The 25,214-nt window shown below is 58.4% G+C and carries 23 protein-coding genes and 4 tRNA genes; 5 read left to right on the top strand and 22 right to left on the bottom strand.

Going from position 1 to position 25,214, the window contains the following annotated elements; genetic code table 11:
• Positions 1-56 precede the first annotated feature (56 nt).
• Genes yigB through ABLV64_RS15655 form a run of 5 tightly spaced genes read right to left on the bottom strand, consistent with a single transcriptional unit; the run spans position 57 to position 3,439 of the window.
• Positions 57-773, bottom strand: coding sequence for a 5-amino-6-(5-phospho-D-ribitylamino)uracil phosphatase YigB (gene yigB / locus ABLV64_RS15675; RefSeq protein ID WP_004886786.1), 717 nt, complete (start codon positions 771-773; stop codon positions 57-59).
• Positions 773-1,675 carry a tyrosine recombinase XerC gene (gene xerC / locus ABLV64_RS15670; RefSeq protein WP_004886788.1) on the bottom strand — a complete coding sequence of 301 codons (903 nt, stop codon included), beginning with the start codon at positions 1,673-1,675 and terminating at the stop codon, positions 773-775. Before xerC ends, yigB begins: the two co-directional genes overlap by 1 nt.
• The gene (locus ABLV64_RS15665; RefSeq protein WP_004886790.1) at positions 1,672-2,379 is read right to left on the bottom strand and encodes a DUF484 domain-containing protein; all 708 of its coding nucleotides are present in this window, start codon (positions 2,377-2,379) and stop codon (positions 1,672-1,674) included. The genes xerC and ABLV64_RS15665 overlap by 4 nt, the downstream gene beginning before the upstream one ends.
• Entirely contained in the window at positions 2,376-3,200 is an 825-nt protein-coding gene (gene dapF, locus ABLV64_RS15660) for a diaminopimelate epimerase (protein ID WP_002883394.1), read from the bottom strand. Before dapF ends, ABLV64_RS15665 begins: the two co-directional genes overlap by 4 nt.
• 35 nt (positions 3,201-3,235) lie before the next feature.
• The gene (locus tag ABLV64_RS15655; protein WP_004886794.1) at positions 3,236-3,439 is read right to left on the bottom strand and encodes a lipoprotein; all 204 of its coding nucleotides are present in this window, start codon (positions 3,437-3,439) and stop codon (positions 3,236-3,238) included.
• A 146-nt stretch (positions 3,440-3,585) separates the two neighbouring features.
• Between ABLV64_RS15655 and cyaY the strand changes: the two genes are divergently transcribed.
• The gene (gene cyaY, locus ABLV64_RS15650) at positions 3,586-3,906 is read left to right on the top strand and encodes an iron donor protein CyaY (RefSeq protein ID WP_004886799.1); all 321 of its coding nucleotides are present in this window, start codon (positions 3,586-3,588) and stop codon (positions 3,904-3,906) included.
• A 48-nt stretch (positions 3,907-3,954) separates the two neighbouring features.
• Here the strand turns inward: cyaY and cyaA are convergent, their stop codons facing one another.
• A complete protein-coding gene (gene cyaA / locus ABLV64_RS15645; RefSeq protein WP_002883383.1) occupies positions 3,955-6,507 on the bottom strand; it encodes a class I adenylate cyclase in 2,553 nt (850 codons plus the stop codon).
• Positions 6,508-6,864: 357 nt separating this feature from the next.
• Between cyaA and hemC the strand changes: the two genes are divergently transcribed.
• Genes hemC through hemY form a run of 4 tightly spaced genes read left to right on the top strand, consistent with a single transcriptional unit; the run spans position 6,865 to position 10,955 of the window.
• Positions 6,865-7,806, top strand: coding sequence for a hydroxymethylbilane synthase (gene hemC / locus ABLV64_RS15640; RefSeq protein WP_004886804.1), 942 nt, complete (start codon positions 6,865-6,867; stop codon positions 7,804-7,806).
• The gene (hemD, locus tag ABLV64_RS15635; RefSeq protein WP_017899402.1) at positions 7,803-8,543 is read left to right on the top strand and encodes a uroporphyrinogen-III synthase; all 741 of its coding nucleotides are present in this window, start codon (positions 7,803-7,805) and stop codon (positions 8,541-8,543) included. The genes hemC and hemD overlap by 4 nt, the downstream gene beginning before the upstream one ends.
• A 21-nt stretch (positions 8,544-8,564) precedes the next feature.
• A complete protein-coding gene (hemX, locus tag ABLV64_RS15630) occupies positions 8,565-9,755 on the top strand; it encodes a uroporphyrinogen-III C-methyltransferase (protein WP_004886808.1) in 1,191 nt (396 codons plus the stop codon).
• Between the two features lie 3 nt (positions 9,756-9,758).
• Positions 9,759-10,955, top strand: coding sequence for a protoheme IX biogenesis protein HemY (gene hemY, locus ABLV64_RS15625; RefSeq protein ID WP_004886811.1), 1,197 nt, complete (start codon positions 9,759-9,761; stop codon positions 10,953-10,955).
• A 461-nt stretch (positions 10,956-11,416) separates the two neighbouring features.
• Here the strand turns inward: hemY and ABLV64_RS15620 are convergent.
• The 16 genes from ABLV64_RS15620 to wzzE all read right to left on the bottom strand — a co-directional run bounded on the left by ABLV64_RS15620 (position 11,417) and on the right by wzzE (position 25,211).
• Positions 11,417-11,493: transfer RNA gene (locus ABLV64_RS15620), tRNA-Pro, on the bottom strand.
• A 42-nt stretch (positions 11,494-11,535) separates the two neighbouring features.
• Positions 11,536-11,622: transfer RNA gene (locus tag ABLV64_RS15615), tRNA-Leu, on the bottom strand.
• 23 nt (positions 11,623-11,645) lie between these two features.
• Positions 11,646-11,721: transfer RNA gene (locus ABLV64_RS15610), tRNA-His, on the bottom strand.
• Between the two features lie 55 nt (positions 11,722-11,776).
• Positions 11,777-11,853, bottom strand: a tRNA-Arg gene (locus ABLV64_RS15605).
• Between the two features lie 102 nt (positions 11,854-11,955).
• Positions 11,956-13,341, bottom strand: a complete 1,386-nt coding sequence (locus tag ABLV64_RS15600; protein ID WP_004886813.1) for an amino acid permease — start codon at positions 13,339-13,341, stop codon at positions 11,956-11,958.
• 205 nt (positions 13,342-13,546) lie between these two features.
• Positions 13,547-14,287: a lipopolysaccharide N-acetylmannosaminouronosyltransferase gene (gene wecG / locus ABLV64_RS15595; RefSeq protein WP_004886818.1), complete on the bottom strand. Its 741-nt coding sequence runs from the start codon at positions 14,285-14,287 to the stop codon at positions 13,547-13,549.
• A gap of 11 nt (positions 14,288-14,298) precedes the next feature.
• Positions 14,299-15,645, bottom strand: a complete 1,347-nt coding sequence (gene wzyE / locus ABLV64_RS15590) for an ECA oligosaccharide polymerase (protein ID WP_017899404.1) — start codon at positions 15,643-15,645, stop codon at positions 14,299-14,301.
• Positions 15,642-16,718 (bottom strand): TDP-N-acetylfucosamine:lipid II N-acetylfucosaminyltransferase, encoded by a 1,077-nt coding sequence (locus ABLV64_RS15585; RefSeq protein WP_023319444.1) that lies wholly within the window; start codon positions 16,716-16,718, stop codon positions 15,642-15,644. The genes wzyE and ABLV64_RS15585 overlap by 4 nt, the downstream gene beginning before the upstream one ends.
• On the bottom strand, positions 16,715-17,965 hold the full coding sequence (wzxE, locus tag ABLV64_RS15580) for a lipid III flippase WzxE (RefSeq protein WP_004886828.1): 1,251 nt from the start codon (positions 17,963-17,965) through the stop codon (positions 16,715-16,717). Before wzxE ends, ABLV64_RS15585 begins: the two co-directional genes overlap by 4 nt.
• Position 17,966: 1 nt before the next feature.
• A complete protein-coding gene (gene rffA, locus ABLV64_RS15575; protein ID WP_004886831.1) occupies positions 17,967-19,097 on the bottom strand; it encodes a dTDP-4-amino-4,6-dideoxygalactose transaminase in 1,131 nt (376 codons plus the stop codon).
• A 4-nt stretch (positions 19,098-19,101) separates the two neighbouring features.
• On the bottom strand, positions 19,102-19,776 hold the full coding sequence (gene rffC / locus ABLV64_RS15570; protein ID WP_017899406.1) for a dTDP-4-amino-4,6-dideoxy-D-galactose acyltransferase: 675 nt from the start codon (positions 19,774-19,776) through the stop codon (positions 19,102-19,104).
• Positions 19,754-20,635 carry a glucose-1-phosphate thymidylyltransferase RfbA gene (gene rfbA, locus ABLV64_RS15565; RefSeq protein ID WP_348843314.1) on the bottom strand — a complete coding sequence of 294 codons (882 nt, stop codon included), beginning with the start codon at positions 20,633-20,635 and terminating at the stop codon, positions 19,754-19,756. The genes rffC and rfbA overlap by 23 nt, the downstream gene beginning before the upstream one ends.
• Positions 20,636-20,654: 19 nt before the next feature.
• Positions 20,655-21,722, bottom strand: a complete 1,068-nt coding sequence (rffG, locus tag ABLV64_RS15560; RefSeq protein WP_049114905.1) for a dTDP-glucose 4,6-dehydratase — start codon at positions 21,720-21,722, stop codon at positions 20,655-20,657.
• Positions 21,719-22,981 (bottom strand): UDP-N-acetyl-D-mannosamine dehydrogenase, encoded by a 1,263-nt coding sequence (wecC, locus tag ABLV64_RS15555; protein WP_048293967.1) that lies wholly within the window; start codon positions 22,979-22,981, stop codon positions 21,719-21,721. Before wecC ends, rffG begins: the two co-directional genes overlap by 4 nt.
• Complete coding sequence (wecB, locus tag ABLV64_RS15550; RefSeq protein ID WP_004886844.1) at positions 22,978-24,108, bottom strand: UDP-N-acetylglucosamine 2-epimerase (non-hydrolyzing); 1,131 nt, start codon at positions 24,106-24,108, stop codon at positions 22,978-22,980. Before wecB ends, wecC begins: the two co-directional genes overlap by 4 nt.
• Positions 24,109-24,164: 56 nt before the next feature.
• Complete coding sequence (gene wzzE / locus ABLV64_RS15545) at positions 24,165-25,211, bottom strand: ECA polysaccharide chain length modulation protein (protein WP_004886846.1); 1,047 nt, start codon at positions 25,209-25,211, stop codon at positions 24,165-24,167.
• Between the last annotated feature and the right edge of the window lie 3 nt (positions 25,212-25,214).

The following is a 25,214-nucleotide window of genomic DNA, read 5'->3' as shown; positions in this document are numbered from 1 at the left end:
GCCGGAAGAGAAGGGGTTCCACGAACCCCTGTTAATATATACAGAGTAACTGGTGATTATATCAGCGAGGTCAGAGATGCCAACCGTGAAATTTCAATATGCGGCAGCAGGCGGCTGTCCGCGGTGTGCATCAGGTCCGCGCCTTGCGGTTTGATCCAGCAGGCCTGCATGCCACAGCGCAGCGATCCGGCGACGTCAGTGGTCAGGTCATCGCCGACGTGCAGAATATGCCCGAGCGGTAAGTTCAGGCGCTCCGCCGCCAGATGGTACATGTCGGCAAACGGCTTGGAGCGGCCATCCGGCCCGGCGCGCAGCACAAAGCGGAAATAGTCGCTCAGGCCGAACAACTCTGGTCGGGCGTTGCCGTTGGTAATCGCCACCAGCGGCCACTTCTCCGCCAGCTTCGCCAGCGTATCGTGGGTCTCCTGCGGGACATCGACGCGGCTGCGCCACTGGGCGAAGTGTTCCATCGCCGCATCGGCCCCCGCTTTCGCCTCGTCGGCGGAGAGTCCGGCGTTACGCATGCCTAACTCCAGCGCACGGTGGCGCCAGACGGTCACGTCGTGATAGATCTCAGGCTCGGATGCCAACAGCGTCTGGCGCAGCTGATTAAGCTCATGGGCGTCGAACTGGCTGAGCGACGGATGGTAGCTGCGTACAAAAGCCAGCGACTCGTGCATCGTCCGGTCAATGACCGGGCGGTTATCATAAAGGGTATCGTCCAGGTCAAACGTCAGCGCGGAAATCTGGCCCAGAGGTCGGTAAAAACGCATTATTTCCCCCGTTTTGCGCGCGGATGCGCGGCATCGTACACCGAGGCAAGGTGTTGAAAGTCGAGATGGGTATAGATTTGGGTGGTGGAGAGGTTAGCATGACCCAACAGCTCCTGCACACCGCGCAGATCGCCGCTGGACTCCAGCATATGGGTGGCAAAGGAGTGGCGAAGCTTGTGCGGATGCACATGGCTGTTCAGCCCCTGCTTAATGCCCCACTCGGCGAACCGCTTCTGTACGTTGCGCGCCGAAATGCGCTTGCCCAGTTTCGACAAAAACAGCGCGTCGTCGTCAGTACCGAACAGGCCGCGTAAATCCAGCCAGTGCTCAATCCACATCACGGCGTTGCGACCGATCGGCAAGCGGCGCTCTTTGCTGCCTTTGCCCATCACCCAGACCTCGCCGCTTTCGAGATCGAGATGTTTGATATCAAGGTTGACCAGCTCGGACAAACGCAGCCCCGCGCCGTACATCACCTCCAGCATCGCCCGGTCGCGCACCGCCAGCGGATCGTTGAGATCAATATCCAGCAGCCGATTGACGTCATCGACATCGATATTTTTTGGCAGGTGACGGGGAATTTTCGGCGCGGCAATCCCTTTCGCCGGATTGGCGCTGAGCTCGCCCTGGCCGACCAGCCAGTCGAAGAAACTGCGCAGCGCCGACAGGCGAAGCGCCAGGCTTGCCGGGCCTAATCCCGCGCGGCGACTGCGCACCGCAAAACTTCGCACCTGAGCGGCATCGCACTGCGACCAGCTTTTCAGACCCGCCTCATCCGCCAGGGCAATCAGCGCGTCCAGCTGTCGCTGGTAATTCAGTAACGTGATCGGGCTGAGCTGGCGTTCAACGCCAAGGTGGCGCAGAAAGCGGGCGACGGCGGAGAAGAGAGGAGAATCGGTCATGCGCGTTCAATCCAGCGCTCCAGCAGGCCGGGCAGCATCTGGGCGATCTCCTGCAGCAGCTGCGTCCCCTGTCCTGGCTGATAATGCTGCGCATCGCGGCTGCTAAAGAGCATCACGCCAGGGGCATTATCGCCGCCCAGCAGCGACATCGCCACTGACCCAATGGCTTTCGCCTCCGGCAATACCACCAGCAGCTCCGGACCGTTCAACGGCCCAAGGTAGTGGCGCGCCTGGCCCAGACGCTGAATACGGATCGGCTCAAACGCCTGCCGGCTTAACGCCAGGTGGGTAAACTTCGAAGGCGCGCCCAGGCGCCAGCTGTCAGGGAACAGGCGCACCGTGGCGCCCGCCAGCCCCAGCTCGCGCGCCCAGCGGTGAAGGCGGTTAAGCATATCGTCGAGGCTCTCCGCCGCCGCCAGCCGCGTTTGCAGCTGCAGCAGGCGCTGGAACAGGCTTTCATTGGCTACCGCCTGCTCCATCAGCAGCGACATATTCTCTTCCAGCACATGGATATGGTTACGCGCCCGCATCATGTGCCACTCCACCAGCGAAATCGTACCGCGCACCGGATGCGGGACGCGGAGATGTTCGACCTGGGCGGCATTACGAATAAAAAATTCAGGATTTTGCAACAGATAGTCCACCACTGCACGATCGTTCAATGCGCTGGCGACCTCCTGCTGTTCTTCCCCGATTGGTTTCATAAATGAATAAATCCATCATAGACATGGGCCGCCGGGCCGGTCATAAACAGCGGCTGGCCCGGGCCTTTCCAGGCGATATCAAGACGACCGCCGGGTAATTCCACACGTACCGTTTCAGCGAGCAACCCCTGCTGGATCCCCACCGCCACCGCGGCGCAAGCGCCGCTGCCACAGGCCTGGGTTTCCCCCGCGCCGCGTTCGTAGACGCGCAGACGAATATGGGACCGGCCGACCACCTGCATAAAACCGATATTCGCGCGCTCCGGAAAACGCTCATGGCTTTCCATCACCGGGCCGAGGGTTTCCACCGCCGCCGTATCCACATCATCCACCTGGATAACGCAGTGCGGGTTCCCCATGGACACCACGCCGCACAATACTGTCTGCTCGGCGGCACGCATGATATAGGTCTTTTCCGCTTTGTTGGCGCGGAACGGTACCTGGGAGGGCTCGAAGTTGGGCTCGCCCATATTCACCCGCACCAGATCGTCTTCCGTTACGCTTAATACCATACGGCCGTTGGCCGTACTCACGCGGATATCACGTTTATTGGTCAGGCCTTTCAGCCGGACGAAACGCGCGAAACAGCGCGCGCCGTTGCCGCACTGCGACACTTCGCTACCGTCGGCATTAAAGATCCGGTAATGGAAATCCAGATCCGGATCGTAGGGCGGCTCCACCACCAACAGCTGATCGAACCCGACGCCAAGGTGGCGATCCGCCAGGCGGCGAATCAGCTCCGGCGAGAAAAAAACATTCTGCGTTACCGCGTCAACGACCATAAAATCGTTGCCAAGGCCATGCATTTTAGAGAACTGCATCATCTACTCCAGTTGCGCGGAACAGAACGTTATCGTTAGTAATTGACCTGGCTCGGACCACCAGTATCGCCACGATCGTTACGATCCGGCGTTGAGCTCTGAATGCCCGGGTTAACCGGTTTGGTCGGCGGCGGCGCAGTTTTATCAGCCGGCGGGAAATAGAGAGGCCCTTTCAGACCGCAGCCGGTCAGGCTGAAGATCGCAAACAAAACGGCAAGCGTAGGAAAAACGTTTTTCATTGATAGTTGCCCGTGATTCATTCTTTCTGCTTTCTATCATCGCAGGAGAAGACGTAAAAGCAAGCCTTTAGCATCCGACTGCGCGCGCTTTTGTTTCGCGCTATACTGCGACCCATCTTCAAAAATCAAAAAAGCAGAATAAAATTATGAACGACAGTGAATTCCATCGCCTGGCCGATAGCCTGTGGATGACCATCGAAGAACGCCTGGATGACTGGGACGGCGATAGCGACATCGACTGCGAAATCAACGGCGGCGTGCTGACCATTAGCTTTGAAAACGGCAGCAAAATCATTATTAACCGTCAGGAGCCGCTGCACCAGGTGTGGCTGGCCACCAAACAGGGCGGCTACCATTTCGATCTCAAAGGCGACGAGTGGATCTGCGATCGCAGCGGTGAAACCTTCTGGGATCTGCTGGAGCAGGCGGCGAGCCAGCAGGCCGGTGAGACGGTGAGATTCCGTTAATGACATGTTTCCCGGATGACGGCGCATTGCGCCTTTTCCGGGCCAAATCTACGAGTAGCGCTGCTGCAGCACCGGCGAGGCGGTAACGTCCTGGCTGGTGGGGATCGCGGCGGCAATCGCCTGGGTGCGGAAAGGGATCACCTGGGTGCGCCCGTCCACCTCGACAATCTGATAGAACTGCGGCAGGTTGAAGTTGATAAAACTGGAGCCGTAGGTAAAACGATCGTGCGATGACGAATAGAAGCGGCTGACGTCGCGCACCAGCTCCTCTTTGCTGCCCTCGCAGTGGTGATAGACCTCAGCGCGGTTGCTCTCATCGAGAATATAGATGTTAAAGCCGCTGTCGTTGTTATCCGCGTCTTCAAAGAAGAACTGGATAATCCCTTCGCTGGCGAATCCGTCCACTACCGCCGGCAGCTTAACGTGATTGGTTTCCACCTGCACCGACAGGCCATGGAGCTTGTTGTGCGAGATAGCGCCGTAGAACTCAATGGCGTTTTCCAGCTTCTGCACCGAAACATTGAGACGCTCGAAGAACAGTCCCCAGGTCTGACCGGAGACGCGCAGCGCTTTAAAGCGCCCGGTATCCTGACGGGTACTGGAGAGACGCAGTTCGATGCACTCGGAGATCATCTGCTGTACGCGGGTGCGGATCAGGCCGCGCAGATGCTGGCTATAGCAGAAGACCTCCACGCTGTCCGGCGGCGCGGCATCCTGATGCATTTTACCAAGGATCGTTTTCAGCGCTTCAATCATCGCCTGCTCGCCGTTGAAATGCAGCGTACGCACTTCATTCCACGAGTTGCGATACAGCAGATCAACGCTGCCGATCAGGCATTTTTGCTCTTCGCCGAAGCTGAAAACATCGAGCTTGCGGAAATCGAAGTGCACCACCTGATTGCGGAAGGCCGCCGTCGGGTCATATTCGAGGTTGACGATAATCGCCAGGTGGCGAATTTCGCACGGGCTGTATAGCGCTTTTGGCGTGGGCGCCGGCAGGCGCAGTGGGAAGTGGTGCGACACATCGGCCACCATCTCCTGCAGCTTCGCCAGATCGACGATGCCGTTGCCCTTAATAAACAGGCGGGTGCGTGAGGTCAGCAGGCCGTTAAACCAGGCCCAGGCCACCAGCTTATTAAGATAACGGTTATATTCCAGCGGCTGATGGCTGATGATCGATTCCATATCCGGCGCGCGGTTGTACAGATACCAACCGGTACGGTTGGCGCGACCCGGCGGCACGTGGATAAAGGTCAGATTCGGTTCCGAGAGATCCGGCGAAATTTGCGGGTTCACCAGCGTCACTTTGCCCGGCAGCGCTTCAAAGGCCGCATACAGCTTACGCGTCAGCACGCCGATATCCTGCGGACTAGCGGAGACGCTGAGGTTATTACGCCGTGCGAAGCGGATCAGATTACGATAGCTCTGCATCATCGCATCGAGCAGTTCGTTGTGCGCCTTGCGCACTTCATCAATTTTCCAGTTCGCCCGGTTGTCGAGCATCATCAGACGCTTTTCATCCCAGCCCCACGCGTTGACCAGCTGGCTGACGACTTCGCGACGCCAGCCGACGCAGGCGCGCTCGCGGCTGAGTTTTTCGCACACTTTCAGGTAGAAGCAGCGGCGCACCAGGTCGAGACGAGTTTCATCTTCAATGGCCTGGAGGTAGGTGGTCACGCGCTCCAGCATCATGCAGTAGGGGTCGAGTCCGAAGGAGACGATCTCGCCGTCGTGCAGGCGCTGTTTGATATCTTTCGCCAGCAGGCGGTTGTTGGGGTATTCCCAGGAGTAGGCTTCCAGCAGCAGCGTTTTCAGCACCGCTTTATAGGGCGAGTCGATACTCTTATACAGCTGCCACAGGCTGGCGCCGAAGTACTCTTCCGCCGACAGTGAACTGAGGCCGCCGAGATCGAGCCACTCGTTTGGCGTCAGCACGCCCTGGGCATACAGCCCCATGACGTAATCGTCGTAATGCTCTTCTTCATCGCACGGCACCATATTCCACAGAATACGCTTGCCGGCGAGACGCACCGCGGTGCGGTAGAACTCATCGAGCAGTAAAATATGCTGGGTCGAACCGCAGTCTTCGCCGCCGAGGCTGCCGCTTTCGTTATGGCGGAAGCGGTTTTCGTCGATCAGGAAGAAGCTGACTTCCACGCCGAGCGAGGCCGCCCAGCTCTCAAGCAGGCTGCATTTTCGCTGCAGCAGCTGGCGCTCTTCGCTATCCAGCCAGGCCTGGTGACATACCCAGATATCAAGATCGGAAGAACAGCTCTGGCCGACGGAGGAGGTACTACCCATCGAGTAGACGCCGGTGATCGGCAGCTCGCCTTTTGGCGGCTCCTGGGTCTGCATGCCGCGATGCAGTTCCAGTTCTTCAAGATAGTGGCGTTGGGTTTCATCAGGCGTGTAGAGGCAAATGCCACGGGGAACGTTACCGTCAAGGTAACCCGGCATCAGCGGGTGATGATAATGTAATAACGTTGGCAGTAGACTGTAAACCTGCTGGAAAGCGGGTCCCATGGCAGCAAGCGCGCGATCCACGCGCAATTGGTTGATGGCATCCAGTCTCTGTTTCAGTGTCTCAATATAGAGGTACAAGACATATCGCCTGATGTTCAAAAACCCGAGGTACAATAGTACGGAGGATTTCAGTATTTCAACAAAAACCGTCACCATTCGTCGTCGGTGTGGTTGTGATGAGCAGCGGACGGACAAATGGTTTAAAACGTGATCAATTTAACACCTTGCTCATTGACCGTAAAGAAAGATGCGCTACATACAAGTGTAGCACCGTTTATTACCTGTAAATTCCTCACTACGCCTCCGGCAACCGCCACGCGCATGAAAGGTTAAAAAAGAGTGGGCCGGAGCTATCTCCCACATAAACCGTGAAAACTAACATCCGTAAGACAACAATGTTAGGATGGTTAGTGGTCGACAATGACGGTAACAAGCATGTTAGACAAAGTTTTGAAAATTGCCACACGGCAAAGCCCGCTTGCGCTATGGCAGGCGCAATATGTTAAAGCGCGCCTGGAACACGCGCATCCCGGACTGAAGGTCGAGCTGGTGCCGATGGTCACTCGCGGGGATGTCATCCTTGATACTCCGCTGGCAAAGGTGGGTGGCAAGGGCTTATTTGTGAAAGAGTTAGAGCTTGCCATGCTCGAAGGGCGCGCCGATATCGCCGTTCATTCGATGAAAGATGTGCCGGTGGAATTCCCGGAGGGTCTGGGGCTGGTGACTATCTGCGAGCGCGACGATCCGCGCGACGCGTTTGTCTCCAATCACTATGCCTCGATTGATGAACTCCCGGCCGGCAGCGTCGTTGGCACATCAAGTTTACGCCGTCAGTGCCAGCTGGCCGCCACTCGTCCGGACCTGGTGATCCGCTCTCTACGCGGTAACGTCGGTACCCGACTGAGTAAGCTGGATAACGGCGAGTATGACGCCATCATCCTCGCCGCCGCCGGCCTGAAGCGCCTGCAGCTCGAGGCGAGAATTCGCCAGCCGCTGTCGCCGGAGCAATCCCTGCCGGCGGTCGGCCAGGGTGCGGTCGGCATCGAATGCCGTCTCGACGATGCATGGACCCAGGGGCTGCTAGCGCCTCTCAACCATACGGAAACGGCAGTGCGCGTGCGCGCCGAGCGGGCGATGAACACTCGTCTCGAAGGCGGCTGCCAGGTGCCGATTGGCAGCTATGCGGAACTCGTCAACGGCGAACTGTGGCTGCGGGCGCTGGTTGGCGCCCCGGATGGTTCGCAGATGGTACGCGGCGAACGGCGCGGGCCAGCAGAGCAGGCCGAAGCGCTCGGCATCTCGCTGGCGGAAGAGCTCCTGGATAACGGCGCGCGCGACATTCTCGCGGCAGTTTATGATGGAGAAGCCCCACGATGAGCATCCTGGTCACTCGTCCATTACCGCAAGGAGAAGCGCTGGTCAGCCGTCTGCGGGCCATGGGACGCGTGGCCTGGGGCTTTCCGCTGATAGAATTTACGCCTGGCCGGGAGCTTCCCGCGCTGGGCGACGCGCTTGCCCGCCTCGGGCCTGACGATCTGCTGTTTGCGCTGTCCCAGCATGCGGTGGAGTTCGCCCATGCCCGCCTGCAGCAACAGGGGCTGCCCTGGCCCACTTCCCCACGCTATTTTGCCATTGGCCGCACGACGGCGCTGGCCCTGCATACGGTCAGCGGGCAGCATATCCATTACCCGTTAGATCGGGAAATTAGCGAAGTCTTGCTACAATTACCTGAATTACAAAACATTGCCGGGAAAAATGCGCTGATCTTACGCGGCAATGGCGGGCGGGAACTCTTAGGCGCGACGCTGACCGAGCGCGGCGCCAGGGTCACATTTTGTGAATGTTATCAACGTAGTGCAAAGCATTACGATGGCGCAGAAGAAGCGATGCGCTGGCAATCTCGAGGGGTCACCACGCTGGTGGTCACCAGCGGCGAGATGCTGCAGCAGCTATGGTCGTTAATACCGCAATGGTATCGCGAACGGTGGCTCCTGCACTGCCGCGTTGTCGTTGTCAGCGAACGTCTGGCCCTTCAGGCCCGGGAGCTGGGCTGGCAGGAGATTCAGGTTGCCGATAGCGCCGACAACGATGCGCTGCTACGCGCATTACAATAACTCTCAACATTGGAAGCCATAATGACGGAACAACAAAATCAATCCGCCGTGGTTGAAGAGACCAGGGAGGCCGTGGAGACCACACCACAGCCAGAGAACACTGATAAGAAGAAGGCTGGCAACAAAACCAGCCTGGCGCTCAGCGCGATCGCTATCGCCATTGCGATAGCCGCCGGTATCGGTCTGTATGGCCTGAACAAACAGCAGGCCTCGCGTCAAAACGAAACCACCTCTGAATTATCAAGCCAGGTCGCGGCACTGCAAAAAGCGCAGGAGAGCCAAAAAAGCGAACTGGAAGGCATTATCAAACAGCAGGCCGACCAGCTAAACGAAGCAAAACGCCAGCAGGAGACGCTGGCCAAACAGCTGGACGAAGTCCAGCAAAAAGTGGCGGTCATTTCCGGTAGCGACGCCAAAACCTGGCTGCTGGCCCAGGCCGACTTCCTCGTCAAGCTGGCGGGACGTAAGCTGTGGAGCGATCAGGATGTCACCACCGCCGCCGCGCTGCTGAAAAGCGCCGACGCCAGTCTCGCCGACATGAATGACCCGAGCCTGATCGGCGCCCGCCGGGCGATTACCGACGACATCGCCACTCTCTCCGCGGTGAACCAGGTGGACTACGACGGCATGATCCTCAAGGTTAATCAGCTGGCGAACCAAATCGATAACCTGCGGCTGGCGGATAATAACGATGACGATTCGCCGATGGATTCTGATAGCGATGAGCTCTCCAGCTCCATCAGCGAATGGCGCATCAATCTGCAGAAAAGCTGGCAGAATTTTATGGACAGCTTTATCACCGTGCGCCGCCGCGATGAAACGGCGGTCCCGCTGCTGGCGCCGAATCAGGATATCTATCTGCGGGAAAATATTCGCTCTCGCCTGCTGGTCGCCGCGCAGGCGGTGCCGCGCCATCAGGAAGAGACCTGGAAACAATCGCTGGATAACGTCTCGACCTGGGTACGCGCCTATTACGATACCGATGACGCCACCACTAAAGCCTTTCTTGAAGAGGTGGATAAACTCAGTCAGCAAAGCATTACCATGACGGTGCCGGAGACGCTGCAGAGCCAGGCGTTGCTGGAAAAACTGATGCAGACCCGGGTGCGTAATCTGATGGCGCAGCCTGCCGTTTCCGCGGGCGGCGCGCCCGCACCTGCACCGTCTGCACCTGCTGCACCGGCCGCCCCCGCTGCGCCGCAAGGAGAGTAACGCATGCTGAAAATTCTTTTACTCTTCGCACTGTTGATCGCCGGGATCGTGCTTGGCCCGATGATCGCCGGCCATCAGGGCTACGTCCTGATCCAGACTGATAACTACAATATCGAGACCAGCGTGACCGGGCTGGTGATTATCCTGATCCTCGCCATGGTGGTGCTGTTCGCCATTGAATGGCTGCTGCGCCGCATTTTCCGCACCGGGGCGCATACGCGCGGCTGGTTTGTCGGCCGTAAACGCCGTCGCGCGCGTAAGCAAACCGAGCAGGCGCTGCTTAAGCTGGCGGAAGGTGATTACCAGCAGGTTGAGAAGCTGATGGCGAAAAACGCCGATCACGCCGAACAGCCGGTGGTGAACTATCTGCTGGCGGCGGAAGCGGCCCAGCAGCGCGGCGATGAAGCGCGGGCTAACCAGCATCTGGAGCGCGCCACAGAACTGGCGGGCGATGATCTGATCCCGGTGGAAATCACCCGCGTTCGCCTGCAGCTGGCGCGCAATGAAAATCACGCCGCGCGCCATGGCATCGATAAGCTGCTGGAGATCACCCCGCGTCATCCGGAAGTGCTGCGCCTCGCCGAACAGGCTTATACCCGCACCGGTGCCTGGCAGTCGCTGCTGGATATCATTCCGTCGATGGCGAAAGCTAACGTCGGCGATGAAGAGCACCGCGCCGCGCTGGAACAGCTGGCGTGGGTTGGCCTGATGGACAAAGCGCTGGCCGATGGCGGCAGCGAGGGGCTGCGTGAATGGTGGCGCAACCAGAGCCGTAAAACGCGGGCGCTGGTGCCGCTGCAGGTGGCGATGGCCGAGCGCCTCATCGAGAGCGACGATCACGATACCGCGCAGCAAATTATCATTGATGGTCTGAAGAAACAGTATGACGATCGTCTGGTGATGCCGATCCCGCGCCTGAAGACCAATAACCCGGAACAGCTGGAGAAAGTACTGCGCCAACAGATCAAAGCCGTTGGCGACCGTCCGCTGCTGTGGAGCACCCTGGGCCAGTCGCTGATGCGGCACGGTGAATGGCAGGAGGCCAGCATCGCCTTCCGCGCCGCGCTTAAGCAGCGTCCGGATGCCTTTGATTACGCCTGGCTGGCCGATGCCCTGGATCGCCTGCATCAGCCGGAGGAAGCGGCCACCATGCGCCGCGATGGCCTGCTGCTGACGCTGCAGAATAACCCTCAGCAATAACCTGGTCTGGCTATCGCCTCCTGCGGGGCGATAGCGCTTCTCCCCCGCCTTCGCGTTGACGATCCCCTGAAAGAAAAAAACGCCTGCGCTGAAATCAGGGCAGGCGTTAAAACAGGTCTGTTTGACAACAAATTGGGTGCTTCACTCAACGTAATGTCCATGGTGTTTGATGAGGCATAAATGCGACATCTGTCAGTGGACGATAAGCACCGTAAGAACGGCTCTGCATCATTCCGGAGTTTATGAGGCACGAAGGCGAACATAAGAGATGGAATGAGCATCTACCCGGTTATTATCGCACAGGATCCGGGGAAATTGCATCTACCACAGTGATGAATTGAGAGTTTTCCTGACGCGTATTCTTAAGCAAAGAGAAGATTTTTTATCAGCAAGATCAGGGGAATAAGTCATGGCAGGAAGTAACAGAAAACAAAAAACCCCGCCGAAGCGGGGTTCAAAATTGGTCGGCGAGAGAGGATTCGAACCTCCGACCCACTGGTCCCAAACCAGTTGCGCTACCAAGCTGCGCTACTCGCCGAAATACTGCTTTTTGAATTTTTAGTTCAATTCGTTAAAGTCGTGGTGCGAGGGGGGGGACTTGAACCCCCACGTCCGTAAGAACACTAACACCTGAAGCTAGCGCGTCTACCAATTCCGCCACCTTCGCAAATTCACAACTCTATCAAATAATGGGGTGGCTAATGGGATTCGAACCCACGACAACTGGAATCACAATCCAGGGCTCTACCAACTGAGCTATAGCCACCACTGCAAACCTTTTACGCGGTATTAAAACCACCGCAGCTCCAGCACCGGGTTAATGGTGCGCCCGACAGGATTCGAACCTGAGACCTCTGCCTCCGGAGGGCAGCGCTCTATCCAGCTGAGCTACGGGCGCTTAGCGCCGTTGCGGGGTCGGATAATACGGACTTCCTCCCCCGCTGTCTAGTGCCTTTTTAAAGAAAATTATCGTTTGCTCATGCTTTGTTCGTTTTGACGCTTATTCAGCCGGATTATTGATTTGTCCCTGTCTTCCGAGGCCAAACACCTTATAAATCAGGGTAACGGCAGCAAGGAAAATAATACCGACAAAGAGCGACATCCGGGTTTCATCATTCAGCCCCATCCCGACCAGCACGCAGATCAGGAAAGCCATGGTGAAATAGTTGGCCCACGGAAACAGCAGCGAACGGAACGGATGGCTGGCTATCGCTGCCTGATGTACGCGACGGAAACGCAGCTGACTAATCAGGATCACAAACCACGGCACCATCCCCGGCAGGACGCTGGCGCTATAGACATAGACAAATACCCGCTGGGGATTAGGAATGATGTAATTCAGGCAGGAGCCTACCAGCAGGATCAGAATCGACAGCGCTACGCCGACGGCAGGAACGCCGTTGCGCGATACCTTACCGATCGCCGCCGGCAGCTGACGGTTCTTCGCCAGGGCGTACAGCATACGTCCGCAGCTGTACATCCCGCTGTTGCAGCCGGAAAGCGCCGCCGTCAGCACCACGAAGTTGATAATCCCCGCCGCGGCGGTAATACCGATTTTGGCAAACGTCAGTACGAACGGGCTGCCGTTGGAGCCGATTTGATCCCATGGGAAAATGGTGACGATAACGAAAATCGCGCCGACGTAGAAAATCAGGATCCGCCACAGCACTTTGCCCACCGCGCTGCGTAACGTGACCTGCGGATTTTTCGCTTCACCTGCGGTAATGCCGATGAGCTCCACGCCCTGATATGACGCGACCACGATACACAGCGCCGTCAGGAAGCCCTTCCAGCCGCCGGCAAAGAAACCGCCATGTTCGGTCAGGTTGCCAAAACCGATGGAGTGGCCGCCGTTGCCAAAGCCGAAGAAAATGACGCCCAGGCCCACGACGATCATCACAATAATGGTGGTCACTTTAATCATGGCGAACCAGAACTCGATTTCACCGTACAGCCGGACCGCCGCGAGGTTTGCCAGCGCCACCAGCCCCACGGCAATTAATGCCGGGATCCACTGCGCCATCTCCGGGAACCAGAACTGCACATAGACGCCGATGGCGGTAATCTCCGAGATGCCCACCGCCATCCACATAAACCAGTACGACCACGCGGTCAGGTAGCCGAAGAAGGGGCTCATATAGCGATGCGCATACACCGCGAAAGAGCCGGTGACGGGCTCAAGGAACAGCATTTCGCCCATTGAGCGCATAATGAAAAAGACGAACAGGCCAGCGATAATGTACGCCAGCAGCACGGAAGGTCCAGCCCACTTCAGCGTACTGGCCGCCCCCATAAACAACCCCACGCCAATCGTCCCACCAAGGGCGATCAGTTCAATATGCCGGGCCTCCAGTCCACGCTGGAGCTCCGCTTTTTTCTCAGTCATATATCCTCTTGTGTTTGCCGTATTCCGGGTACTCCCGGTTATTGTTATTAACTGAACTCATAGCCTTGCCGACGCGCAGGTCTCCCCCGCGCGTATAAAGCCTGCGAATGGTTAATTAATTTTGCGGAAATGGCAAATAAAGTATCAGGCGAGTGAAGAGATTACACAGAATATGTATGCAAACTCGCCTGGTTGCAGTGGAATATCAGAGCTTACCGGAATAATGCCAACGTAAATAGCGCAGTAGGCGGAACTGTCTCTTGATGCGGCTCGGCTGTAAAAGCAGACGATAGAACCATTCCAGCCCCAGATCCTGCCAGAACTTCGGCGCCCGATGCACGTGCCCGGTGAAAACATCGTAAGTGCCGCCGACGCCCATATACAGCGCGTGCGGGTACAGACGCCGACAGTCGCGCATAAAGATCTCCTGACGCGGGGACCCCATGGCGACGGTGACGATTTTCGCCCCGCTGTCGCGAATGCGTTCGAATAATGCCTGGCGCTGTTCAGGAGCAAAATAGCCGTCCTGGGTGCCGACGATATTCACCTGCCAGCGCTGGCGCAGGCTGGACGCCGTCTGCGCCAGGACTTCAGGTTTACCGCCGACCAAAAACACCGGTGTGCCTTCAGCGCCGGCGCGCTGCATTAACGCTTCCCAGAGATCGGCCCCTGCCACGCGGGACACCTGGGCTTGCGGATATTTTTTACGCAGCGAACGCACCACGCTGATGCCATCCGCATATTTAAACTCCGCCGCCTCAATCAGCGCCCGCACCTCGGGGTTATCCTCTACGGCCAGCATTTTCTCGGCATTAATCGCCACCAGCGTCCCCTCGCGGAGAACGCCGTCGGCATACAAATAATCCAGAGCGTGCTGCATATCGCGCCAGCCTATGAGCTGCAGCCCTCTTAACAGGTACAACGGCGCGGAAATGGTCCCAGTCATGTCCATCCTTCTCAGACTTGCGGTTGCGAAAGCGGTTTTACGCGCTTATGAATCAGTCCCACGCTATCCAGGAACCAGTACAGCAGTTTCGCCGCCAGCAAGCAGATACCAAAGATCACGAGGAAAAACACCACGCGGGAGCCGAACGAATCCAGGCCCTCGCGCGCCAGCACTATCATGTTGAAGATAGCGCCGAAACAGAAACTGTGCAGGATAGCCGCTTTATAGCGATTGCTCTCCCGGTTGCCCAGCTCATACAGCCAGTCGAACCATTTAATAATCAACCCGACCGCCACGGCGCCCAGCGGCACAAACCAGACGCCGCCCATCACCACCAGCGAGCCAATCAGCGTAGGCGAAATCGCCAGCCCCGAATGGTTGTTTAATACTTCCCAGGTAAAGTAGTTGGCGGTATTGAGCACCATCGTCGGGCGACCGTGCCACATCCAGCTGGGGATAAAGACGTAGAAATCGCGGATCATCGGCGCCAGACCCTGAAAATCGATCTTGTCGTAGTTTTGCAGCAGCAGCGCCAGGTTCTCCCACGGCGAGAAGGTATCGCGTGTGAGATAGAGGAAGGTATAAAACGCTTCGTCGCCGCTGACGTTCATCCCGTAGCGCTTCAGCGCCAGCCAGAACATGCCGACGATGCCCAGCACGCCCGCCGCCGCCAGCATCCACAGGCTGATCCAACCGCGAATAATGCCGATAAACAGGAAGATGGCGAAGGCGATGATGATATTGGCGCGCGTCCCGCCGACGATGGCGTAGGTCAGCAAACCAAAGGCCACCGTGCTGACGAGGAAGAAGATCCACGCCTTATAATCCTGGCGCAAGAAATAGACCACCAGCATCGCCGGAATAAAGAAGTAGAAGAAGCGCTTCAACGCCACGCCGGAGACTTCAGCAGAGAAAATCTGGCTGTAGGAGTTGAGCTTAAACAGCAGGAAACCGTTGTGGGCGAAGAAGATGCCAACGCACAGCAGCGCCAGCCCCATCAAAATGCCCCACGCCAGATGGGTTTCTACCCGGTTCATGGTAAACAGCGGCCGACGCGCAACCTCACGCGATGCCGGACGCAGCCGCGTTTTATAGGTCACGTAGTAAATCGCGTAGAAGCACACCGCGATCAGCAGCGTCTGCAGCAAAATCTCCGGCGGCGCCACGCTGACGTCAAAGCGGAACACCAGAATACTGGTCAGCGGGAAACCGAAGAAGAAAGTCAGCAGAAACAGCAACGAGAAAAAGACGTTGAAGTTGAAGCGTACCCGGCGGAACTCAAACCAGGTGGCGGTAGCGATAAACAGCGTCGACAGCAGCCAGACTACCAGCAGCCCGCTAAATTGCATTAACGTCATGCCTGCCCCTCCGCCGCTAACCGTAGCGCCCGCTGCCAGCCCGTCAGATAGTTCGGCCGGAAGAAAGCGATACCCGACTTATCCACGCTCGCCAGTTGGCGCTGCGCTTCGCGCACCACGCTGACGTCCAGCGCATCGCTGGTGAACAGCACCGGCACATGCTGCTCGGTCATATCCTGCCAGAACGGGTTTTCGCGGTTGAGCACGCAGGGAATGCCCGCCTGAATCAGCAGGCACAGGGTGCCGATCCCCTGCTGACGCGCGAACAGGAAATAGCCCAGATCGCAGCGGCGCAGCAGCGCCAGATAATCATGAAACTCCAGTTTCTCGCTGAGGATCTGCAGATGCTCACCGCTAAACAGCGCCGCCCCCGCCTCACGAACCTCATTGATATAGGCCTCGTTATTCGCCGGATAGCCCATCGGCACGATGACGTTTACCGTATCGCCAAACTGCTGATGAATAGCCTTCAGCGCGGCAATATGTTCATTGCTGCGATCCCCGGAGTTACCCACCAGAATGGTCAGCGTGTCGCCGCGCGGCGCGTTTTCGGCCAGGGTATTCAGCGCCGGATCCATACGGGTCGGGAAATAGAGCAGTTCGCCCGGGACGCGCGGATGACGGTTTGCGAACCAGCTCAGATCGCCGCGGGTGGCGAAAACGCGCCCTACCCGCCCCTGCGCCAGGCGGCGCAGCGGATAGAACAGGCGGAACTTCAGGCTGGTGGCGTTTTCGTACAGATCCGCCCCCCAGATATGCCAGTTAAACTGCGACGGGCGGATACCACCGCCCAACAGCGCCAGCCACAGGCCGGTATTGAACTGGCCGTGGAAGAAAAAGCGCTGCTGGCGGTTGGCTTTGGCTTGCGCAATCACCGCCTGCGCCAGCGACTTCTTCCCCGGATAACAGGTGATGTCCAGCGCCGGATACCCATCACGCACGCTGGCCTCATCACCGACGATCATAAATCTCCTGGCCTGCGGATCGGCGGCCAGTTCGTCGTTAAAGAACCGCAGTACGGTCTGGTTATGATGCGGGATATCTGATCCCAGTACATGTATCAGTGCTGTCATGCCCGTTTACGCCAGAGTAAAAACACGCCACTACAAAGGGCGAAATAAACAATATAAGTGGCCATATACGCCTGCGCCGCGCCAACCGCGCCGTGCGCCGGTATAAGCCAGTGTGAGAATGCGGTCAGCAGTGTGAACTGGCTGATTTCCGTCAGAATATAAAAACGCAGCGACGCTTTGGCGATCACCAGATAGCCATAGACGTAGGCGCCTACTTTTAAAACGTCGCCCACCAGCTGCCAGGCGAACAGGTCACGCATCGCGGTAAAGCGATCGGAAAACAGCAGCCAGATGGCAAAATCGCGCAGCAGCCAGACCGTCAGGCTCGCCGCCGCCACTGCCGGCAGGACGAATTTCAGCGACTTGACTATCTCGCGGGTGATATCCGTTTTGGCGCTCAGCCGCGACAGCGTCGGCAGGAGATAGACGCTGAACGAGGCGGTAATAAACTGCAGATAGGCATCAGAGATGCTGCTCACCCCCTGCCAGATACCGACCGCCTCCCAGCCATAATGCGCCGCCAGCAGATTACGCATCATCACATAAGCCACCGGCAGGGTCACTGAGGTTATCAGCGCCATCAGGGTAAATTTCGATAGCTGTCCCGCCAGACCGTTATCCCAGCGCGGACGCAGGGCGCTCAGCGGGATATTACCCCGCCGCCAGAGCATAATACCCGCCGGAACCACCACCAGCGCCGGAACTAACGCCAGCCCCAGCAGCGCGCCCTGATAGCCGCCCAACACGTAGCAAGCATAGTAAGCCGCCACGCCGATCAGGCTCCCGGCAATCAGCGAGAAGGCGTTACCCGCCGCATCGCGAAAGCCTTTCATCAGCGCCAGCAGGAAGTTTGCCCAGGCGATCCCCATCTGTACCAGCGCCACCAGCCGTACCAGATTCTGATAATGAGTATGGCCGAACAACCCCTGGCTTATCGGCGCCGCGGCCAGTAAAAACACCAGCGCCAGCAGTGTGGAAAAGCCAAGCACCATCGCCGACGAGGTGCCCACCACCTGCTTCAGGCGCGGGGGATCGTCGTGATGCTGCGCCACCAGCTTCGTGACTCCATTAAATATCCCGGCCCCGGCCAGCACGCCGAGTACGGTGACCAGTTGCCGGAAGTTACCGGCCTGGCCAACGCCCGCGGGCCCAAACGAGACGGCCAGCAGCTTGACGACCAACAGCCCGGCGCCGATTTTGACCAGCGTCGATGCCGCCGTCCACAATGAAGCTTTTGCTAACGACATATCAGGAGAAGTAGCTCAGCAGCGAGTTAATCACCGTCCGCTGGTTCACCACAGACAGATTGTAAAACAGCGGCAGGCGTACCAGGCGCTCGCTCTCCTGGGTGGTATAGCGGTCTTCACCGTGGAATTCGCCGAAGTGTTCGCCTGCCGGACAGCTGTGCAGAGGAATGTAATGGAATACCGCGAGGATCTCCGCCTCTTTCAGCCAGGCGATCAGCCTGCTGCGATCCTCGATATCGCGCAGCTTAATGTAGAACATGTGCGCGTTTTGCCCGCAGTCGGCCGGGATCGTCGGCAGTTCGATACGTCCCGCGCGGGCCAGCGGCAGCAGGGCGTCATAGTAGTTCTGCCACAGCGCCAGGCGCTGTTGGTTGATGCGTTCTGCCGCTTCCAGCTGCGCCCACAGGTAGGCGGCCTGCAGGTCGGACATCAGATAGCTGGAGCCAATGTCCCGCCAGGTATATTTATCCACCAGGCCACGAAAGAACTGGCTGCGGTTGGTGCCTTTTTCGCGAATGATCTCCGCGCGCTCCACCAGCGTGCGATCGTTGATGAGCGTCGCCCCGCCCTCACCGCCAGCGGTGTAGTTTTTGGTTTCATGGAAGCTGAAGCAGCCGATATGGCCGATGGTGCCCAGCGCACGCCCCTTGTAGGTGGACATCACCCCCTGCGCGGCATCTTCCACCACGAACAGGTTGTACTTGTCGGCGATGGCCATGATGATATCCATCTCGCAAGCTACGCCGGCATAATGCACCGGGACGATCGCCCGGGTTTTATCGGTGATAGCGGCTTCGATTAACGTTTCATCGATATTCATGGTATCGCGACGGATATCGACGAAGACGATTTTCGCCCCGCGCAGCACAAAAGCATTGGCGGTGGAGACAAAGGTATAGCTGGGCATAATCACTTCGTCGCCCGGCTGGATATCCAGCAGCAGCGCGGCCATCTCCAGCGAAGCCGTGCAGGAAGGGGTTAGCAGGGCTTTTGCCGTGCCAAAACGCTGCTCCATCCACTGCTGGCAGCGGCGCGTAAAGCCGCCGTCGCCGCACAGCTTGCCGCTGTTCATCGCAGACTGCATGTAATCAAGCTCGGTTCCAACCACCGGCGGCGCGTTAAATGGGATCATGAGGTCACCTGTATAGCCAGTAGGCGGTGCTTTCCACATTAGCACCGCTGAGAATATAACGTTTAAGCGCGGCGGTGTTGCCCATCTGGGTCGCCACCCGCAGTGTAGAAAGTCCGCGCGAAGCGGCCCAGTACCGCGCCGCCTGCATCAGCTGCGCCCCGGCGCCGCGTCCGGCCAGCAGGCCGATACGCGCCTCGCTGGCATTGAGCTGGCGCAGGGAGACAAAGGCGCGAATATCGCCCTCAGGATGGCGGTAAATCAGGCACTGATGATCGAAGGTGCCGCGCACCGCATTTTCAATCCACTGGGCATAGAAGCGGCCGCTGGCATCGGCAGCGTACCAGGGCGCACGAAAGCGGCTCAGGGCAAAGGCCTGCGCCGCCAGCTCGCGCAGTGGCGCAATATCCGCCTCCACGGCGACGTCGGCGCCCGCATCCGCAGGGTTGCCCACCGGTAGCGCCAGATCGACCTCGCCTTCCACCAGCTGAAAACCCAGCTGCTGCAGCGCGTCGAGCCGGACGGTGTCGCTGGCGGCTACCTTTGCCTGCACCCGCGACCACCCCGCCAGCGCCTCAGGCGTCAGCAGCGGCGCACGCTCGTCAAAGTGAACGACGGCGCTGTTAACGGCAAAGAAGCGGTTCTCCCACTCCAGGGGATCAATACTGGCGCGGACGGGCACGGAGCAGATCCAGCAGATATTGGCCGTAGCCGGTTTTTTCCAGCCGCTTCGCCGCGCGTTTGACGCCGTCGTCGTCCAGCCAGCCGTTGCGCCAGCCGATCTCTTCCAGACAGGCGATTTTAAAGCCCTGACGCTTCTCGACGGTCTGCACAAACATGCTGGCCTCGATCAAGCTATCGTGGGTGCCGGTATCCAGCCACGCAAAGCCACGTCCAAGCAGTTCGACGGTTAATGCGCCATCTTCAAGGTACATCTGATTGATGGAGGTGATTTCCAGTTCGCCGCGCTCGGATGGCTTGACCCGTTTGGCGTACTCCGCCACCTTGCCATCGTAGAAATAGAGACCGGTGACCGCCCAGTTCGACTTCGGCTGCTTCGGCTTCTCTTCCAGCGACAGCGCGCGGAAGTTGTCATCAAACTCCACCACGCCAAAGCGTTCAGGATCCATCACCTGATAGCCAAAAATCGTCGCCCCTTCCGTGCGGGCAGCCACGCTGCGCAGCTTGGGGCTGAAGCTCTGGCCGAAGAAGATGTTGTCGCCTAACACCAGGCACGCCGGTTCACCGTTAAGAAAGGCTTCGCCGATGATAAACGCCTGGGCTAAACCATCCGGCGACGGCTGTACGGCATAGTGCAGCGCAATGCCAAACTCTGAACCATCGCCGAGCAGGCGCTGGAAATCGCGCAGATCGTCCGGCGTGGTGATGATCAGGGTCTCACGGATCCCGGCCAGCATTAATACCGACAGCGGGTAGTAGATCATCGGCTTATCGTAGATCGGCAACAGCTGCTTCGACACGCCGCGGGTGATAGGATGCAGTCGCGTTCCGGACCCCCCCGCCAGAATAATACCTTTCATCATTCCCCCCCAGAGATGATTAGCCTTGCAGCCCAAGACGCTCGCCCTGATAGCTACCGTCCTGAACCTGGCGCCACCATGTCTCGTTCGCCAGATACCACGCCACGGTCTTACGCATGCCGGAAGTGAAGGTCTCAGCCGGCGTCCAGCCCAGCTCACGGGCAATCTTCGAGGCATCAATGGCATAGCGCAGATCGTGGCCCGGGCGGTCGGCAACAAAGGCGATCAGGTCGCGATAGTGCGCCACGCCCTGCGGCTTATTCGGCGCCAGCGCTTCGAGCAATTCGCAAATGGTTTCCACCACCTCGATGTTTTTACGTTCGTTATGACCGCCGATATTGTAAGTCTCGCCCGGTTCGCCGCGGGTCGCCACCAGATATAGCGCCCTGGCGTGATCTTCCACGTACAGCCAGTCGCGGATCTGCTGTCCATTGCCATACACCGGCAGCGGCTTGCCCGCCAGCGCGTTGAGGATCGTCAGCGGGATCAGCTTCTCGGGGAAGTGATACGGGCCGTAGTTGTTCGAACAGTTGGTGATAAGCGTCGGCAGGCCATAGGTTCGCAGCCAGGCGCGCACCAGGTGGTCGCTGCTGGCTTTCGAGGCCGAATAGGGACTGCTTGGCGCATAGGGCGTGGTCTCGGTAAAGAAATCATCGCTGCCGTGCAGATCGCCATACACTTCATCGGTGGAGATGTGATGGAAGCGAAACGCCGATTTTTGCGTCGTAGCCAGCGTATTCCACCAGCTACGGGCCGCCTCCAGCAGCGTATAGGTGCCCACGATATTGGTTTCAATAAACGCCGCCGGGCCGTCAATCGAACGATCGACATGGCTTTCCGCCGCCAGGTGCATCACTGTATCCGGTTGATACTGAACGAAAATACGATCAAGCTCGCCGCGGTCGCAAATATCCACCTGTTCAAAGGCGAAACGCGCATCCTGCGCCACCGGCGCCAGCGACATTAAATTGCCGGCGTAGGTCAGTTTATCCACCACCACCACGCGATCGGCGGTGTGCTGGATAATCTCCCGCACTACCGCCGAACCAATGAAGCCCGCGCCGCCGGTGACCAGAATGGTTCTCACCGCCACACTCCTTTGGTGTCGATGATATACGCCTGGGTGACGCTATCGCCGCTAACGGCTTTAAATTCATGGTGATCGACCAGCATCACCAGCACATCGGCGCTGGCCAGCGCCGCATCGAGGGTCGCCAGCGTACACAGACCGTCGAGCTTCTTCGGCAGCGCGTGAATGTTGGGCTCAACCACCTGCGTCGTGCCGCTGTGCCAGCGGGCAATCTGCGCGGCAATTTCCATTGCCGGGCTTTCGCGCAGGTCGTCAATATTCGGCTTAAAGGCGAGGCCAAAACAGGCAATGGTCAGTTCGCTGGCCCGTTTGTTGGTGGTATTCAGGCAGTCCGCTACCTGCGCTTTCACCTGTTCGATAACCCATTCCGGCTTGTGGTCGTTAACCTCACGGGCCGTGCGGATCAGACGCGCCTGCTGCGGGTTCTGCGCCACGATAAACCACGGGTCGACGGCGATACAGTGGCCGCCGACGCCTGGACCCGGCTGCAGGATATTCACCCGAGGATGACGGTTCGCCAGGCGGATCAGCTCCCAGACGTTAATGCCCTGGTCAGCGCAAATCAGCGACAGCTCGTTGGCAAAAGCGATGTTGACGTCGCGGAAGCTGTTTTCCGTCAGCTTGCACATCTCAGCGGTGCGCGAGTTGGTCACCACACATTCGCCTTCAAGGAAGATTTTATACAGCTCGCTGGCGCGAGCGGAGCAGACTGGCGACATGCCGCCGATAACGCGGTCGTTTTTAATCAGCTCGACCATCACCTGACCGGGCAATACCCGCTCCGGGCAGTAGGCGATATTCACGTCCGCCGCTTCACCCACCTGCTGGGGGAAGCTAAGATCCGGGCGCATCTCCGCCAGCCACTCAGCCATCTGTTCGGTCGACCCGACCGGCGAGGTGGACTCGAGGATCACCAGCGAACCTTTCTTTAACGTTGGCGCAATGGATTTTGCCGCCGACTCGACAAACACCATATCCGGCTCGTGGCGATCTTTAAACGGCGTCGGCACGGCAATCAGGTAGGCATCCGCTGCCACCGGGGTGGTGGTGGCGCTTAAATACCCCTGCTCGACCGCGGTCTTCACCACGCTCGCCAGATCCGGCTCCACGATATGAATCTCTCCACGGTTAATGGTCTCCACGGCATGTTGATTGACATCAACGCCGACCACCCGCTTCTGCCGGGAGGCGAACGCGGCAGCGGTTGGCAGCCCGATATAGCCAAGGCCAATCACTGAAATGGTAGAAAAACTCATAGCGTTACCTGATTATTTTTAAGTGCAGACAAAATTCGACGACATGCTTCGCCATCGCCATAAGGATTATGCGCGCGGCTCATCGCCTGGTATGCGGCATCATCCTCCAGCAGACGCGTCACTTCCGCGACGATGCGCTGGCTGTCAGTGCCCACCAGACTCACGGTGCCGGCGGCCACCGCTTCCGGACGTTCGGTCATATCGCGCATGACCAGCACCGGTTTCCCCAGGGAAGGCGCCTCTTCCTGAATGCCACCGGAATCGGTCAGGATGAGCCAGGCCCGATCCATCAACCAGACGAACGGCAGGTAGTCCTGCGGTTCAATCAACATCACGTTGTCGATATGGCCGAGAATACGGTTCACCGGTTCGCTGACATTAGGATTCAGGTGAACCGGATAGACAATCTGCACCTCAGGGTGAGTATGGGCTATCTCCGCCAGCGCCTGGCAGATCTGCTCAAAACCGCGGCCGAAGCTTTCCCGCCGATGGCCGGTAACCAGAATCATTTTTTTACCGTGGCTAATGAAAGGGTAGCGCTGCAGCAAGGTCTCCCGTAGCGCTTCATCGCCCAGAACCCGATCGCGCACCCAGAACAGAGCATCGATGACGGTATTACCGGTCACCGTGATGCGACTGTCGGCAATGTTCTCCCGCAGGAGATTCTGCCGCGAGGTTTCCGTAGGGGCGAAGTGGTACGTCGCCAGATGCCCGGTCAACGTACGGTTGCCCTCTTCCGGCCACGGCGAACTTAAATCGCCGGTCCGCAGCCCCGCCTCTACATGGCCCACCGGTATGCGCTGGTAAAACGCCGCCAGGCTCGCCGCCATCGTGGTGGTGGTATCGCCATGCACCAGCACCACGTCGGGTTTAAACGACTCCAGGACCGGCTTCAGCCCCTCAAGAATACGGCAGGTGATCTCGGTGAGCCCCTGCCCCGGCTTCATGATGTTGAGATCGTAGTCCGGGGTGATGGAGAATAGTTTCAACACCTGATCGAGCATCTCCCGATGCTGCGCGGTCACGCATACTTTCGCCTCAAAATGAGGATCCTTTGCCAGCGCATGGACCAGAGGAGCCATCTTGATGGCTTCCGGCCTCGTGCCAAATACAGTTAGTACTTTCACATCGATTCTCTTCGATTAGGCGATGAAGGTCATCTGCCCTTCACCACAGGCCGCAATCACAGGACACGACGACGCGATAACGCCACGCCTGCGCCGATGAGCGCACCCACAATCCCCCACATCACCATCAGAAATACACGGCGCGGGCTATCGCGTTTTACAGGTTCTTCCGGCGTTCGCAAATACCGGTAAGTCTGAAAACGCGGGTCCAACGTTGGACCGACGTTCAACGTGCTCAGCATGGCGCGATTCTGGTCGTAATCGAGGTCATATTCCGGTCCGACGGCCTGCAGGTTTTCCAGTCTGGCCTGCAGCATCGGCCTGCCCAATAAAAATAGCTCTGAATCCGGCAACTGATCGGCAGGAACATCCGTTTCGCTGCGTGAGATGTTATGCTGCTGAGCGACCTTCAGCGCTTGCTCCACGCTGTGGGTCCGGCGGTTGAAAATAGCCTCGGCCACCTCCTCCTGGCGCTTCACCTGCGCCTTCATTTGCACCGTCCGCGCCGCCCAGGCGCCTTTGAGTTCGTCGTTAAGATGGCCGGCCGCCCGCTGGCTGGCGAAAGCCACATACTGGCGCAGCAAATTATTGGCATCCTGCCCGGTCTCGGCAGTCAGTTTGACGCTGTCATTGACGCTCTTGGCCGCATCGCCGGGCATAAACTGGATATTGTTAATCAAATCATCCAGCATCGCCGCATCGGCGCGAGCATTACCCGACTGGCGCTGCTTGTAGTAGTCCGTTTGCAGCCAGAAATCACGCCGGGTGTCCCAGGAGGCCAGCTGCATGATGAACTCTTTATACGCTTCATCCATGGCGGAAGGCTGATCCACCGAGGCCAGGTCGGCTTTGATATCCAGATTGCGTAAGAACTGCTGCTGGGAATAGTACCCCCCCAACATGTTGACAGTAGGCCGATCGGTGATCGCCGTGGCGCTCCACTCCTGGCGAGCAAAGAAGGTGTACACCAACACGATAGCGGCGAAGAGAACAGCGCCGCCGACTATCCAGCCTTTTCCTGCCCATAAAGCGCGAAACAGCCCGCGAATATCCAGCTCGTTCTCAACGTTCACTGCTTGTGCTCCCGGTAATGGTTGAGTCATCAC

The sequence above is a fragment of the Klebsiella sp. JB_Kp031 genome, from assembly GCF_040064295.1.
GTDB lineage: Bacteria > Pseudomonadota > Gammaproteobacteria > Enterobacterales > Enterobacteriaceae > Klebsiella > Klebsiella quasipneumoniae.
The sequence above is the reverse complement of the archived record's forward strand: the minus strand, read 5'-3'. Positions and strand labels throughout refer to the sequence as shown.

Bases quoted from the DNA above. Each gene is read 5' to 3' on its own strand.
- hemC (WP_004886804.1), top strand. From the start codon at position 6,865: ATGTTAGACAAAGTTTTGAAAATTGCCACACGGCAAAGCCCGCTTGCG.
- wecG (WP_004886818.1), bottom strand. From the start codon at position 14,287: ATGACTGGGACCATTTCCGCGCCGTTGTACCTGTTAAGAGGGCTGCAG.
- ABLV64_RS15655 (WP_004886794.1), bottom strand. From the start codon at position 3,439: ATGAAAAACGTTTTTCCTACGCTTGCCGTTTTGTTTGCGATCTTCAGC.
- hemD (WP_017899402.1), top strand. From the start codon at position 7,803: ATGAGCATCCTGGTCACTCGTCCATTACCGCAAGGAGAAGCGCTGGTC.
- yigB (WP_004886786.1), bottom strand. From the start codon at position 773: ATGCGTTTTTACCGACCTCTGGGCCAGATTTCCGCGCTGACGTTTGAC.
- wzyE (WP_017899404.1), bottom strand. From the start codon at position 15,645: ATGACGTTAATGCAATTTAGCGGGCTGCTGGTAGTCTGGCTGCTGTCG.
- ABLV64_RS15600 (WP_004886813.1), bottom strand. From the start codon at position 13,341: ATGACTGAGAAAAAAGCGGAGCTCCAGCGTGGACTGGAGGCCCGGCAT.
- rffA (WP_004886831.1), bottom strand. From the start codon at position 19,097: ATGATCCCATTTAACGCGCCGCCGGTGGTTGGAACCGAGCTTGATTAC.
- wzzE (WP_004886846.1), bottom strand. From the start codon at position 25,211: ATGACTCAACCATTACCGGGAGCACAAGCAGTGAACGTTGAGAACGAG.
- hemY (WP_004886811.1), top strand. From the start codon at position 9,759: ATGCTGAAAATTCTTTTACTCTTCGCACTGTTGATCGCCGGGATCGTG.
- xerC (WP_004886788.1), bottom strand. From the start codon at position 1,675: ATGACCGATTCTCCTCTCTTCTCCGCCGTCGCCCGCTTTCTGCGCCAC.
- cyaY (WP_004886799.1), top strand. From the start codon at position 3,586: ATGAACGACAGTGAATTCCATCGCCTGGCCGATAGCCTGTGGATGACC.
- hemX (WP_004886808.1), top strand. From the start codon at position 8,565: ATGACGGAACAACAAAATCAATCCGCCGTGGTTGAAGAGACCAGGGAG.
- rfbA (WP_348843314.1), bottom strand. From the start codon at position 20,635: ATGAAAGGTATTATTCTGGCGGGGGGGTCCGGAACGCGACTGCATCCT.
- wzxE (WP_004886828.1), bottom strand. From the start codon at position 17,965: ATGTCGTTAGCAAAAGCTTCATTGTGGACGGCGGCATCGACGCTGGTC.
- wecC (WP_048293967.1), bottom strand. From the start codon at position 22,981: ATGAGTTTTTCTACCATTTCAGTGATTGGCCTTGGCTATATCGGGCTG.
- ABLV64_RS15585 (WP_023319444.1), bottom strand. From the start codon at position 16,718: ATGACAGCACTGATACATGTACTGGGATCAGATATCCCGCATCATAAC.
- ABLV64_RS15665 (WP_004886790.1), bottom strand. From the start codon at position 2,379: ATGAAACCAATCGGGGAAGAACAGCAGGAGGTCGCCAGCGCATTGAAC.
- dapF (WP_002883394.1), bottom strand. From the start codon at position 3,200: ATGCAGTTCTCTAAAATGCATGGCCTTGGCAACGATTTTATGGTCGTT.